Source organism: Roseimaritima multifibrata, assembly GCF_007741495.1.
Taxonomy (GTDB): domain Bacteria; phylum Planctomycetota; class Planctomycetia; order Pirellulales; family Pirellulaceae; genus Roseimaritima; species Roseimaritima multifibrata.
The window spans coordinates 1,025,108-1,038,971 of the sequence record NZ_CP036262.1; the positions used below are offsets into that span (position 1 = coordinate 1,025,108).

The 13,864-nt window shown below is 57.0% G+C and carries 7 protein-coding genes; 6 read left to right on the forward strand and 1 reads right to left on the reverse strand.

Translation table 11 applies throughout. The annotated features are described in order from the left end of the window. Nucleotides 1–152 precede the first annotated feature (152 nt). From FF011L_RS03880 to FF011L_RS03890, 3 genes are read left to right on the forward strand one after another with little or no spacing between them, the layout of a single operon-like run. Entirely contained in the window at nucleotides 153–3,044 is a 2,892-nt protein-coding gene (locus FF011L_RS03880; RefSeq protein ID WP_145350294.1) for a PleD family two-component system response regulator, read from the forward strand. Between the two features lie 36 nt (nucleotides 3,045–3,080). After that, nucleotides 3,081–4,349, forward strand: coding sequence for a phenylacetate--CoA ligase family protein (locus FF011L_RS03885; RefSeq protein WP_246109720.1), 1,269 nt, complete (start codon nucleotides 3,081–3,083; stop codon nucleotides 4,347–4,349). A 20-nt stretch (nucleotides 4,350–4,369) separates the two neighbouring features. Continuing rightward, entirely contained in the window at nucleotides 4,370–4,702 is a 333-nt protein-coding gene (locus FF011L_RS03890; protein WP_145350296.1) for a DUF971 domain-containing protein, read from the forward strand. A gap of 738 nt (nucleotides 4,703–5,440) precedes the next feature. Here FF011L_RS03890 and metH read toward each other — a convergent pair. After that, entirely contained in the window at nucleotides 5,441–9,142 is a 3,702-nt protein-coding gene (gene metH, locus FF011L_RS03895; RefSeq protein WP_145350298.1) for a methionine synthase, read from the reverse strand. A gap of 390 nt (nucleotides 9,143–9,532) precedes the next feature. Between metH and FF011L_RS03900 the strand changes: the two genes are divergently transcribed. The 3 genes from FF011L_RS03900 (at nucleotide 9,533) to FF011L_RS03910 (ending at nucleotide 13,634) form a co-directional block, all read left to right on the forward strand. Next, a complete protein-coding gene (locus tag FF011L_RS03900; RefSeq protein WP_145350300.1) occupies nucleotides 9,533–11,035 on the forward strand; it encodes a prolipoprotein diacylglyceryl transferase in 1,503 nt (500 codons plus the stop codon). Nucleotides 11,036–11,103: 68 nt separating this feature from the next. After that, complete coding sequence (locus FF011L_RS03905) at nucleotides 11,104–12,732, forward strand: division plane positioning ATPase MipZ (RefSeq protein WP_145350301.1); 1,629 nt, start codon at nucleotides 11,104–11,106, stop codon at nucleotides 12,730–12,732. 74 nt (nucleotides 12,733–12,806) lie between these two features. After that, on the forward strand, nucleotides 12,807–13,634 hold the full coding sequence (locus FF011L_RS03910; protein WP_145350303.1) for an ExeA family protein: 828 nt from the start codon (nucleotides 12,807–12,809) through the stop codon (nucleotides 13,632–13,634). Nucleotides 13,635–13,864 lie beyond the last annotated feature (230 nt).

Below are 13,864 nucleotides of genomic sequence, written 5' to 3' on the forward strand. Positions count from 1 at the left end.
GAGGGTCATTGTGGCAGCGAATAGGCGCGGTTCAAGCACGAATTGGGGCGAAATTGATAGATCAAGCTCTGATCGCTGAATCCTCTATAGAAGTGAACTAAACTAATACAGCCTGTCCGCTTTTCGCTCCTCCTTCTTTTGGCCCGACCAGGATGACTCGTCGCTTCCACTGCTTAATCCTCGCTGGCTGGATGTTTTGTCTGCTACTGGGTGGTGCGCCCTCGCAAAACGTGATGGCTCAGCCTCCCGCAGCGGATCCGTTTGCGCCGGTTGATCCCTTTGCGCCTGCTGGGGATAACCCCGGTATGGACCCCAACAATCCGTTCGGAGGCCCGGTCGAAGGGAATCTGTTCGATCCGGCAGCGGCGCCGGCAGCCGCCGCAGGGCAAGCGCTTGGCGAAATTCTGCAGCCGACGGACCCGTTTATCGAAGAACTGCGACGTTACGCGGCAGGATCGAATGCGAAGTTAGCGTTAGCGATTCGGCAGGCTGCCCGGATTGGTAACTGGAAAGAGGTGGAAGATTTCTTGCAGATCTTGGCCGGACGGAAACCAAGTCAGGCGGTCCTTTCGTCGATGGCAAACACGATTGATGGGCCGTTGTTGGCGAGGATGCGTCTGCAGCCCAAATTGTCGCCTGAGTCGATCAAGATGATCGATCAGATGCGTTCCGCGGCTCAAGCGAGTGCAAGCGATAACAAAATCCTTCGGCAGGCAATCCTTGCTCTGAAGTCTCCCAGTGTCGACCTGCAGTTGAAGGGATACCGTGCGTTGTTTACGGGAGGCGATAACGCGATTGCGGAATTGGTGACCGCCGCGGTGCAGCCCAGTCCAGTCGTCCCGCGTGAAAAACTGGTTCCGGTGTTGCGTGAAATGGGGCCTTCTGCGGAACACGCCATTCGGCAATTTGTGCTGTACGGAGCTCCCGAACTGCGAGCAGGAGCCCTGGAGACCCTGGTTCTTTGGGATCGTAAGGCCGCACTTGGCGATTTAGTGACCGCGTTACATGCGGCCGACGCAACGGATAAAGAGCGATCGATTGCGGCATCGACGCTGGCTCAAGATTACAAACCGCTGCCGTCGGGAAAAGAAGCGGAACAGTTCCTAACCGGAAAATTGAACGACGCGGTTCGTTTGGCAAAACGAACCGCTCGTGACGAAAAAATGAAGACCATCTGGGTGATTGGCGAGGATGGCAAAACGATCACGCCTCAGTTGGCTACGGCTCGGCTTGCTGCGGTTCAGCAGGCAGCCGTTGCCGCCGCAAGGTTGCGTCCGTTGTCAGGCCTTAGTCTGGAGGCTCAGCGAGCCGCTTTGATCACGGACATTGACTATGCCGTTCAGCAAGACCTGCTTTTTGGGACCGACCCGAAGGACTTTGACTCGTTGCGAGAATCTTATTCCGCGGACGCGTTTTCATTGCCTCAGTTACAGAGCCTGCTTTCGGACAGTATGGATCAGCGCCGCGATGCCGCTACGGTCGGGATCCTTCGGTTGCTGCCGGCGGACCCTCAGTTGGTCCGTTCGATGTCTCAGGACCAAACGCCACTGGTCGATGCGGCTTCTCATCCCGATCCCCGCGTCCGGTATGAAGCCTCGTTGTTGATTGGGCGAACGAAGATGGATGAGCCGTATCGGGGGAGCAGTGTTGTGCTTCGTCGCTGGCTTGAGATGGCGGCTTTGAAGAATCGGCCGACGGCGCTGGTTGTGCAGCCCCGCCCCGCTGCGGCGATGCGGCTGGAGGCGATGTTGATTCAGCAGGGTTACAACGTTGAAATTGTGCCAAGCGTTCAGGAAGCGGCACTCCGAGTCGCCCGAGGGGGGGACATCCAAGTGATTGTTGCGACGACCGACCTTCCCGACCTGCCGCCGATCGAACTGGTTGACCGCATTCGCCGCATTTCACTTGGGGCGAACATCCCCATCCTCTTTTACGGCGACGATCGCGCCGGGACCAGTAACAACAGCCTTTCGGCTCCGGTTCGGCGGATCGTTCCGCCACGGCGCACGCTGGATCAAGATCGCTATGACGTGCTGCTGGAATCGCTTCAGTTGTTAAACGACGATTTAGAATTTGTATTGTTTCAGCCACCGATCGACGTACCGGTGAACCGTCCGGATCCGCAGTTGGAACAGCGCGAAAATTACGCGGCTGCATTGGAAAAAGTTCGTGCGGCAGTGCTGAAATCGAAGTTAGATCGCAACCTCAGTTTCTTTGGATTGGCACTTGGAATCGATGCCCATCCGATTGCGTTGACCCTGCAACCTGAAACCGAAGGTGGGATCGCTCAGGCTGAAATTTTGCGAACATCGCTGGAAGACCTTGGTTTCGAATTTGAAAGTGTCAGCGATTTGGCGGCGCTTCAGACCCGTTTGGAGGATCGCCGACCGGTCCATATGGTTTTTCTGTCCGCCAGTTCGGCGCCGGAGTACGCGCGTGATTTGGTCAACCAGATTCGCGAGACAAAGGAAGGTGCCAAGGTCCCGATTTTCTTCTACGGAGGGAGTGACGATGGACTGGAAACCGCTCGTTTTGAATCCCAGCTCCGAAGGCGGCATGCGATATCGACGCCAGAATCTTTTACGTCCGTGATGGATGCGGTTAATGCAGCGGCTGCACTGCCGCCGCTGGATTCTGACGAACGGAAAGCTTACGAGATTGGTTCGATGTCGATTTTGTCTGCGGTCGCTCAAGATCCGAAGCAAGAATTCTACGACCTGCGAACAAACGAAATCGACAAGGTGCTAGGGGCCCCCTCTTCCGGATCCAACGAATCACACCTCGCGGTTTTGGCCGGTTTAGGGACCGCGGAATCGCAGGATGCCCTTGCTGAACTGGCGGCAAATGAGTCGGTTGCACAGCCGGTTCGGATGCGGGCCGCCGAGCGATTTGCCGAATCAGTTCAGCGTTTTGGTACAAGACTCAGCCGAGATCATGTGGCGTTGCAGTATCAACGCTACAATCGCACAAATAACGAAGACATTCGTGCTTCAATCGGGATTGTGTTGGATGCCATGGAAAAACGGGTCTCCAGCACGAATTGATTTGCTTCGACCAACCTGCTGACCAACGCTGATATTTTGAAAACGGATCGTGAAACACTCAGGCGGTTGGGCCCCTCGGCACTTGCCGACCTTCAGCTGTGCAAATTGAATCGGTTACTGGCAGACGTCTTGCCGCATTCCGAATTTTATCAAGCCAAGTACGGCAGGCAGGACTGGCAACTGGAGTCGCTGGACGAGCTGAAATCGATTCCCTTTCTGAAAAAAGGGGAATTGGTCAATCCGCAACCCGGCCATCCCGCTCGGTTTCATTGTCTTCCTCGGCGGCAATACGTCCGTTTCCATCAAACCAGTGGCACGACCGGGCGGCCAATGCCGGTCTGGGATACGGCGGCTGACTGGGAGTGGTGGATACGAACATGGCAGTATGTTCTGGATGCTGCCGAGGTGACGCCCGATGACACCGTTGCGATGGCCTTTTCGTTTGGCCCGTTCATCGGATTCTGGTCGGCAAACGATGCCCTGATCCGTAGACAAGCCTTGGTCGTTCCCGCCGGTGGGATGAGCACGCGGGCTCGATTGCAGTTAATCATCCACAGCCAAGCGACTCTGCTGTGTTGTACGCCGACTTACGCGCTGCACTTGGCCGAAGTCGCTCGCGAGGACAACTTGGACCTCCGTTCAAGTTCGGTAACGCGAATCATCGTCGCTGGGGAACCGGGGGGATCGATTCCCGAAGTTCGTCAGCAGATCGAATTGGTCTGGGATGCGCGAGTGATCGATCACAGTGGGGCCAGTGAGCTGGGCCCGTGGGGCGTCGGAGCGACGGACGGGAGCGGGCTGTTCGTGATTGAATCGGAATTCATTGCCGAATCGTTGGTTCCCGGTACCGACCAACCGGCCGCCGATGGAGAACTGGGGGAATTGATTTTGACTGGATTGGGGCGAGTCGGTGGTCCTGCAATCCGGTTTCGCACCGGGGATTTGGTGCGAGCGACTCGTCAGCACGATCACGATTGTCGTTTTCTGTTCCTTCCTGGAGGCGTTTTGGGGCGAGCCGACGACATGTTGGTGATTCGTGGGGTTAATGTTTTCCCCAGTGGAGTCGAATCGGTGGTTCGCTCGATCGACGGGCTGGGGGAATTTCGGATGATCGCCACACGGGTTGCCGCGATGGACCAGTTGGAAGTTGAAGTGGAGGGGGATACTGCAGCGGCGACGGAATTGGGTAAAGTACTTCAAGTGCGTCTAGGGTTGCGGATCCCGGTTCGCTCCGTCCCCCACCAGTCGTTGCCTCGTAGTGAAGCAAAATCGCGACGACTTGATGACCGCCGCTTCCTTCCTTAAACCGATTTTCGACCGCCCTTATGAGTAATTCTGGTATCGTCCATCCGACTTCGATTGAACGTCTTGGCAGTGATCAAATCGCGATCCTGTGGAGTGACGGGTCACGCACCGAGCCGACCATACAGCAACTTCGCAGAGCCTGTCCCTGTGCAACGTGTCGAGAGAAGAAGAAGGCTGCCGATAAGCCACCAGAGCCGTCGAAACCGATTGGTTTGCCCGTGCTAAAAGCGGAAGAGGCTCAGTCGCTGCAGATCACCGCGATGCGTCCCGCTGGGCAGTACGCCTACAACATTCAGTTCAGCGACGGCCACCACAGCGGGCTGTTCCCATTCGAATTGTTGCGTTCGATATAGAGAAGCGGTGAGAGCCTGAATCCAAATTCTTAGCGGCAGGGCGCGAGCCCTCCGGCCCGTGGATAGGATCGGCTTCTCGCAGATTTGCTGGTCTCATGGTCCACTAGCCCGGAGGGCGACAGATACTTGCCGGTGGTGTAAACCACCGGGCCAGTCAGCAGTACAGGAAAGCCCGGAGGGCGACAGATGACACACCGTAAAGTGGCGTCGGCAGAGATTCTGTCGCCCTCCGGGCTAGCCAAGGCCTTAAAGACAGACCGGCGGCTGACGCCGCCGGCAAGTATCTGTCGCCCTCCGGGCTAGCCAAGTATTGCACACATCGAAGTGCCAAGCATTGAAATGCACTGGAGGATCAAGGCCTTTCTTTCTTAGCGGCAGGGCGCGAGCCCTCCGGCCCGAGCGTAGGGATGCGAAACAGGCCGGACGGCTCGCGCCGTTCCGCTAAGAGTGGGCGCCGCGAGCCCTCCGGCCCGAGTGTAGGGATGCGCAACAGGCCGGACGGCTCGCGCCGTTCCGCTAAGAAGGGACGCCGCGAGCCCTCCGGCCCGAGTGTAGGGATGCGCAACTGGCCGGACGGCTCGCGCCGTTCCGCTAAGAAGGGGCGCCGCGAGCCCTCCGGCCCGAGAGTAGGATCGCGCACCATGCCGGACGGCTTGCGACGTTCCGCTAAGAAGGGGGGGGGGGCGTATATTCAGCGCCCTTCGGCCTGTCGACAGGATCGCTTAATGGGGAGACCGATCAGTCGGGGTCGTAGGCTAGGTTGGGAGCTAGCCAGCGTTCCATATCCCTTAATTTCCAGCCTTTGCGTTTCGCGTAGTCTTGGACTTGGTCCCTGGTGATTCGATCAACGGTGAAGTATTTCGCTTGCGGGTGGGCGAAATACAGTCCGCTGACGCTGGCACCTGGCGTCATCGCATACGATTCGGTTAATTGAACGTGTGCTTGGTTTTCGGCGTCCAGTAATTCGAACAGCGTGCTCTTCTCGGTGTGGTCGGGGCATGCTGGGTAACCGGCTGCCGGTCGAATGCCACGGTACGATTCGGCGATCAAATCGTCTTTGCTGAAGTTCTCCTCTTTTCCAAAAGCCCATTCGTTGCGGGCTTTCTCGTGCAACAGTTCCGCAAAGGCTTCGGCCAGGCGATCGGCGACGGCTTGCACCATGATCGCCGTGTAATCGTCTTGTTTGGCTCGATACGTTTCTGCCAGTTCGTCGGCTCCCAGTCCCGCAGTGACCGCAAACGCACCGAGGTAATCCTTGCGTCCCGAATCAACCGGAGCAATGTAATCGGCAAGCGATCGATAATCGTCTTGCCCTTTGCGTTCCCATTGTTGGCGAAGGAAATGGAATCGAGTTCGCTCTTCAGTCCGTTGATCATCGGTGTACAGGATGACCGAATCGCCGTCGCTGGCGACCGGGAAGAATCCGTAAACCCCACAAGCACGCAAGCTGTTGTTGGCGATCATTTGGTCTAGCAAGCGGTTTCCGTCGTCGTACAGTTCGCGAGCCTGTGCGCCGTATTTGTCGCTTTCGAATATCTTGGGGTATTTGCCTTTCAGCTCCCAAGTCATGAAGAATGGCGACCAATCGATGTACTTGCGAAGTTCCTCAAGTGGGTAATCGGTCAGCGTCTTCGTTCCTAAGAATTCTGGCGTGTCGATCCGTACCGATTCCCAGTCCGTTTCAAACTTTTTCGCAAGCGCTTCTTCGTATGGAATGAGGGTCTGGCGCCGGTCACGGAAACTTGCAACCAGTTGTTCTTGCTGCTTGTTGTTTTCCTTGATGAAAGCATCTCGGTTGTCTTTGTTAAGCAGTTTTTCGACGACTCCGACACCTCGGCTGGCATCCAAAACATGGACGACCGGGAAATCGTAGCGTGGAGCGATCCGGACGGCCGTATGCTTGGCGCTGGTGGTTGCTCCGCCGATCAACAGGGGTGTCGACATTCCCAAGCGTTTCATCTCGCTGGCGACGTGAGCCATTTCATCCAAGCTGGGCGTGATCAAGCCGGACAGCCCGACCAAGTCGACCTCTTGTTTCTTCGCTTCTTCGAGGATGCGTTCCGCCGAAACCATGACGCCGAGGTCAATGACTTCGTAGTTGTTGCACTGGAGAACAACGCCGACGATGTTTTTGCCGATGTCGTGGACATCCCCTTTCACCGTTGCGATCAAGAACTTGCCACGATGGGAGTGCATCGCGGTCCCGTTTAATCGCTTTTCTTCTTCCATGAACGGTTCTAAGTAGGCGACAGCCTTTTTCATCACACGAGCGGATTTCACCACCTGTGGTAGGAACATCTTGCCTTCGCCAAACAGGTCTCCGACAACCTGCATGCCGGCCATCAGGGGGCCTTCGATGACATCCAAGCAGCGCGGTAATTGTTGCCGGGCTTCTTCGGCGTCTTCGACGACAAACTTGTCGACCCCTTTTAGGAGCGCATGTTTCAGTCGTTCGGAAACGTCGCGTTCCCGCCAGCTAAGGTCTTCGGCTGATTTTTTCTTGCCGCTTCCTTTGACCGTTTCTGCAAAATCGAGCATGCGATCGGTTGCGTCTTCGCGCCGGTTCAGCAGCACATCTTCGACATGTTCCAGCAGGTCTTTGGGGATTTCTTCATAGACCTCTAACTGACCCGCGTTGACGATCCCCATGTCCAGTCCCGCCTTGACGGCGTGGTAAAGGAACGCGCTGTGCATGGCTTCGCGGACAGGATCGTTGCCGCGGAAGCTGAAGCTGATATTGCTAACGCCACCACTGGTTTTTACGCCGGGGCAGACTTTTTTGATTTCGCGAACGGCTTCGATGAAATCGATCGCGTAGTTGTTGTGTTCTGACATCCCGGTAGCGACCGTCAGGATGTTCGGGTCAAAAATGATGTCCTCTGGCGGGAACTGGACTTCATTGACAAGCAGGTCGTAGGCTCGCTTGCAGATGGCCACTTTGTGATCTTTTTCAGCCGCTTGACCTTGTTCGTCAAAAGCCATCACGACGGTAGCGGCCCCGTACTGGCGGATCAGTCGAGCTCGTTCGAGGAACTTTTCCTCTCCGTCTTTTAGGGAGATCGAATTAACGATTGCCTTTCCTTGGACGTTTTGTAGACCGGCTTCGATGACTTCCCATTTGCTGCTGTCGATCATGAGTGGGACGGCCGCAACCACTTCGTCACCGGCGATCAGGCGCAGGAACCGAGTCATTGCTTCGACGCCGTCCAGCAGTCCATCGTCGAAGTTCAGGTCGATGACGGCCGCTCCGTTGAGGACCTGTTCTCGAGCCACTTCGACCGCTTCGTCGTACTTGTCGCCTCGGATCAATCGTGCGAACGCCCGGCTGCCGGTGACGTTGGTCCGTTCCCCGATCATCGTGAAGGGGACTTCGGGACGCATGGCGAAGGGCAGCTGGCCGGACAATCGCGTGTAGACCGGTTGGTCGGCATCTTGGCGAGGGCGGATGTTTTTAACCGCGGCATCAATTTCTCGAATGTGATCGGGAGTCGTACCACAGCAGCCACCGACGATGTTCAGCCATTGATTGGAGGCAAAATCGGCAATCATTTCGCCCATCGCTTTTGGCCCCAGGTCGTAGGCGCCCATTTCGTTGGGGAGCCCCGCATTGGGGTGGCAGCTGACCGGAACGGGCGAGACCTTTGCTAGCTCTTCAAGGTGAGGACGCATGATGTCGGGGCCGAGGGCGCAGTTCATGCCGATCGACAGTAGCGGGAAGTGGCGGATCGCGGTCACGAACGCTTCGACGCTCTGTCCGCTGACGAACGTTCGGCCGCCACGGTCGAAGGTGCCACTGGCCATTACCGGAATCCGGCGGCCTCCTCCGTCGTAGTACTGCTGAATCGCAAACAGAAGGGCTTTCAGGTTAAGGGTGTCGATCGCCGTTTCTGGCAATAGGATATCGACGCCAGCGCCCGCGAGGGCCACGATTTGGCGGTGATAGCTATCGGCCATCTCGTGAAAGGTGACGTCGCGGTGGGCGGCGTCGTCGACGTTCGTGCTGATCGCGGTTTGGCGGCTGGTGGGGCCGATCGACCCTGCCACAAAGCGAGGTCGGCTGGGATTTTTTTCGGTGAATTCGTCCGCGGCTTTTTTGGCACAGGTCACCGCGGCGATGTTGATCTCTTCCACTAATTCGAGTGGAAGGTCAAATTCGATCATCCCGACTGGCGAGGCTCCGAACGAATTGGTTTCCACGATATCGGCACCCGCGGCGAAATAGGCCCGGTGAATATCGGTGATCTTGTCGGGGTGGGTGAGGCACAGAATGTCGGAAAAACGGTTCAAATCCTTGTGATGTTCCGCAAATCGTTCGCCGCGAACCGCTTTCTCATCCAGGTTTAGACGCTGGATCATGGTCCCCATCGCGCCATCAAGGATAAGAATGCGTTCACGTACCAATTCAGGAAGGATCGATTCGGAGTTGCTCGCCTGCAACATTTTTCTTATACCAAAATCTAAAGGAGAGCCCGCGGTACGCTGCCGCATCACTGCGGGGTACGTGGGTTCGAACGGAAATCGCGAGGAGGGGAAACCAGGAAGGACCATTGTCAGCGGTTCTTGGTTCCTCTCTTTTTAGCCTTTTTGTGGCGTTTTATCGAGCGGTGGCTAAAAGCCATACTTGGTAGTCGATCCATCTTGCCGAATCGGCAAAGTTTCGCTATTCCGCAAAAAGGTAAAGATCGTCAAAGTTAGTGACGATAACCTAAAGACAAGCCGTTGCCGCGCCACGCAGAAGCTGGGGGTGGGCCGAACGCTAGGAATGGATCCTGCGGCGGCGCCATAAGACCTCCTAAAATCGGGAACTATTCGTCAAGGACGACTGAATCTATGACACATCCAGGAAATCCAGCCAAATCAGGGCACCCTGGTTTTCAATCGAGCAACCTTTCGCACGATTCCGTCGGCAGCGATGACCCTCCAGTGCTGTTTCGTCTGCCTGCTTTAAATCAGGCGGCTTCCGCTGCTCCGGCCAGTCCAAAGTCTAGATTGACAGAGGATACCGGTTCGCCGGCGAATAGTTTTCCTCCTCCGCCTCCGGTTGCCGCTGCGGGTAGCAATTCGTTTCCGCCACCACCGGTTCAGCCTGCAGTCCCCAACCAAGCTTCGCCTGCGCCGACCGCCAATACTGCGGAACGCGAGTCGCGGAACGCCCATACGCCCGATACGAATCAGCCTGCCGGTCGCTCCTGGACCGAAAACATGGGAACTCGGTTGGCTGTCATCGCATTGGTCTTGGCTGCTGCGGGAGTCATGTTGTTGATCTCACGCAATGGTGAAGACAAATCCTTGCAGATCGCTGAAGACGAAACGGATCAATTGCTTGCCGATTTGGGGATCCCTGCGAATGGCGATGCCGGCAATGATGCCGCTCCTGAATTTTCCACGACAGAAACACCAGACCCCGCAATCGATTTCGATTTCACACCGACCAAGCCCCCTGCGACCGCGCCGCCTGCAGAGCGTGGCGACGTCGATTTGGCTGCCTCGCCTGCTCAGCGTGCACCTGCTGAACTGCCGGCTTGGGACATCGACACCGCGGCCACCGAAACATCCGGTCCGCTTGGTTCCGGCGATCCAGCGGCACGGACCGCGGATGCTCGTGCCGATGATTCTCGTGCCGATTTCGCTACCGATTCAGCCCCTTCCGCGATCAGCGAACCAGCGACGATCAATGAACCTTCCGGTGACGAAGGGTTTGAACTGACGGCACCTCGTTCGCCTTATGACTCTCAGACACGCAGCTCGATGCGAGCTCCGGAAACCAATCGATTCGCGACCGCTCCTGAATTCCAGCCGTCCGCTGCAACCCAGCCGGCGGCTCCCTCGAACGTTGCACCGCAACCTCAGGATCGGGTTGCGTCGCTTCCTCAGGCGAACGTTGCTCAGCGCGTCTCCAGCGATACGTTGGGACAGCCTTCCAGCCGTTCGGCTCCGCAGCCAAGCCAGACCGAAACTCCATACGCTGTTTCCGACTGGTCGCAGTATCTGCCTGCCGAATCAAATCCAGCGGCCGCAGCAAATGTAGCTCAGCAGCCAGGTTCGCCGCAGCAACAGCCGGTAGTGGCTCAGCAACAACCTGGTTACCCACAACAACAGCCCGGTTTTTCACAGCAGCAACCTGGATACCCGCAGCAGCCGGGCGGTTACGGCCAACAGGCAGCAGGCGGTTACGGCGAAGTTCCCCACGTCGCTCAAGCACCTCAGGGCTACGGTCCGGCTCCCGCAGCGGGGGCCACTCAGCCCGGGCAGTATCCATCCAGCCCGTACGGCGGTGCTGGAGGAATGATCGAAAGTTCGGACGTTCCGGTCAGCCCTTACGACAACCGCTGATCCACTGTCACACCAGTCAACACCAACCTTTTTACCGTTGTCCTTTTCGCGCGGACAGGATCTTTCCCATGAGCAAAATCGACCAAGCATTCGTCAAGGCGTTCGCCAAAGAGCGACCTCGTACGGCGCCTCCAACTCCCGAGTCGATTGCTGCCGAAATGGTTGCAATGGGGATGTCTTCTTTTTGGGTAGACCCGTCCAACAACGATTTGCTCCGCAAAGATGAGCCTCAGTCGATTGGTCAAACCTCGACAGGCCGGCGCCGCGGTTCACGTTCCGTCAAATCAGCACCTCCGGTTTCGCCTCCTGCACAGGCGGCGTCCCCGTCAGCGTCTGACGAACCGTCAAAAGCGGCTCCGGACGCGTCGGTTTCTAAGCGAATCCGTCCTGACCAGGCGACTGCTTCGACCGAATCCCACAGTATTGAACTGCTTCGGTTTGATCGGGCTCAGATGGAAATTTCGCCTGAAAAACTTCTGCGTGCGAGACTGGATGCCAGCTCGTTCCCGGCATTCACCGTCGCTCACGATTCCCTTGAAGATATCGTCCCTGAACGGATTTCCGCTGCGGACGCCACGCTTCCAGTTGACACAACCGAAGAAGCCACAACGCATGTTGACGATGCACGCTTTGTGCCGACGACATGGGGGGACCACGCGCCAGCCCCGGCGACGCCTCAAATCGATCATCCTGAAGTCGCCTCGTCGGCCTCTGCCCCAGCACCCGCAGCGCCCGAAACAGTATCGGCTCCGTTGCCTGCTGCAGGCCCACTCCGTTTTGACTCGCCACATCCTTCGCGTCCGGCGACTGAAGTAAACTCGAACGCTTATCAAACGGCTGTCGAAGAAGTCGCCGAAATCCAATTTGCACCAGCAAGCGAAGAAGCGGATGTAACGCGGCGTGAGATGCCTGCGGTTGAAAAAGCCGTTCCGGTTCAAGAGGCTGTTTCGCCGAACGCTTTCGCACAGCAAGCAATGGAACAGGCATCTCCCGTTCAATCGCTCCCGTTTCAGGAAGCACCGCTGCCGGTTGAGCAATCATCTGCGTCGGCTCCGAAAACCAGCGGCGCGTTCGAAGCTGCCTGGGAAGTCGACGGCTTTGATGCCCCTTCGATCGTCCGGGAATTGATGGTCGCCGGGGATATGGTTAACAATGCCGGGCAGCCACTGGCGCAAGCTGCAGCCGAGGGGATGCAAGCCGTTTTGGTTTCCAGTCCTCGCCGCGGTGACGGCCGTTCGACACTTGCTATGGCGTTGGCACTGTCGGCCGCCGCAACCGGTTGTCGTGTGGCCCTGGTCGATGGAGACTGGGAAAAGCCTTCGCTTGCGGACGATTTTCAGCTGGAACTTGAATTTGGCTGGCCCGAAGCGATCCGTGGTGGTGTGCCTCTAAGCGAGACCGCCGTTCATGGTGTTGAAGATGGCGTGACGCTCTTTCCGATCGTTCCCGCCGAAAATGCACCGCAGCCATCGGCGGATGCTCTTCGTCAAACCGTCGATAGCTTGCGACCTCACTTTGATCTGATTTTGGTGGATGGGCCGACCGCCGATACACCGCTTCAGTACAGCGGTTTCCAGTCGGCGATTGTGATCCACAACCGACAGTCGTATGACTCGGTTGGTTTGAATCACTGCATCCAGCAGCTTCGTTATGCCGGAATCGCTCATGTCGGAGTCGCCGAAAACTTTTCGGCGTAACGATCTCCCTCAACCATTGCCGCGATCTTTCTTCCCCCCAAGAAAATAGACCTAATCGTCTGGAGCCGAAAACGATGTACGAAAGCTACTGGAATCTTAACGAACGACCGTTTGAAAACTGGAGCGATCCGCGTTTTTATTACCCTTCGGAAATCCATCAAACGGCACTGTTGAAGGTCCGGTACGCGGTCGAAAATCGGCGTGCGGCTGTGGCGATTTGTGGGGACAGCGGAATCGGTAAATCGTTGATCGTCGATGCGTTGGCCGCTCAGTTGCCCGATCCTTTTGCACCGGTTGCAAAACTGGCTTTCCCGCAGTTGGCGGGTTCGGAATTGTTGGGTTATGTGACGGACGAACTTACCGGAACGACCGGCCCTAATGATGAAACCTCGCGGACTTCGCTGCGTCGCTTGGATGATTTTTTTGCTGACAATGTCGATGCGGGACGGCATGCGGTTTTGATCGTTGACGAAGCGCATTTGTTAACCGCTCCAGAACAGCTAGAAACCCTTCGGTTGCTGCTGAATCTGCAACGTGAACAGGCACAGGCCGAAGCGGCTTGGACCCTGGTCCTTGTTGGGCACGCGACGCTTCTGAGTGTGATCGAACGCAATCGCGCTTTGGACGAACGGATGAGCGTCAAGTGCATGCTTAGCCGTATGAATAGCGAACAGACTGCCGCTTACATTCAGCATCGCCTGCAGGCGGCCGGTTGCGAAAACCATCCGATCTTTTCGGCTGAGGCGATCGAAACGCTGTATGTCCGAAGCGGCGGAATCCCACGTCGGATCAATCGGCTTGCCGATTTGGCATTGATGGTTGGGTATGCTGAAGAACTGGAGCAAATTGACGCAGCCCACATCGATGGCGTTCATCAAGAATTGGTGACGATCGCCGCCTAACGCAGCTTGTTCAGCAGCCAGCAGGCGGCTAACCCGGTTAGCGGTCTGCTGCGAACACGTTTTGCATGATTTCTACCTAGGTACCAGACTTTGGCTTGCGGCCTGTCGCATTAATCGGCAGCGAAGAAAAATTGTCCTCTTTCGCTCCGTGACAGGTGCTTTGAGGAAGCGTTCTTTCGCATAGCGAAAGGGGGCACTCACCAGCCCGTCATCACGTGTCGGGTTGGGTT

Coding starts and splice junctions, on each gene's coding strand:
- FF011L_RS03880 (WP_145350294.1), top strand. CDS start 153: ATGACTCGTCGCTTCCACTGCTTAATCCTCGCTGGCTGGATGTTTTGT.
- FF011L_RS03890 (WP_145350296.1), top strand. CDS start 4,370: ATGAGTAATTCTGGTATCGTCCATCCGACTTCGATTGAACGTCTTGGC.
- metH (WP_145350298.1), bottom strand. CDS start 9,142: ATGTTGCAGGCGAGCAACTCCGAATCGATCCTTCCTGAATTGGTACGT.
- FF011L_RS03900 (WP_145350300.1), top strand. CDS start 9,533: ATGACACATCCAGGAAATCCAGCCAAATCAGGGCACCCTGGTTTTCAA.
- FF011L_RS03905 (WP_145350301.1), top strand. CDS start 11,104: ATGAGCAAAATCGACCAAGCATTCGTCAAGGCGTTCGCCAAAGAGCGA.
- FF011L_RS03910 (WP_145350303.1), top strand. CDS start 12,807: ATGTACGAAAGCTACTGGAATCTTAACGAACGACCGTTTGAAAACTGG.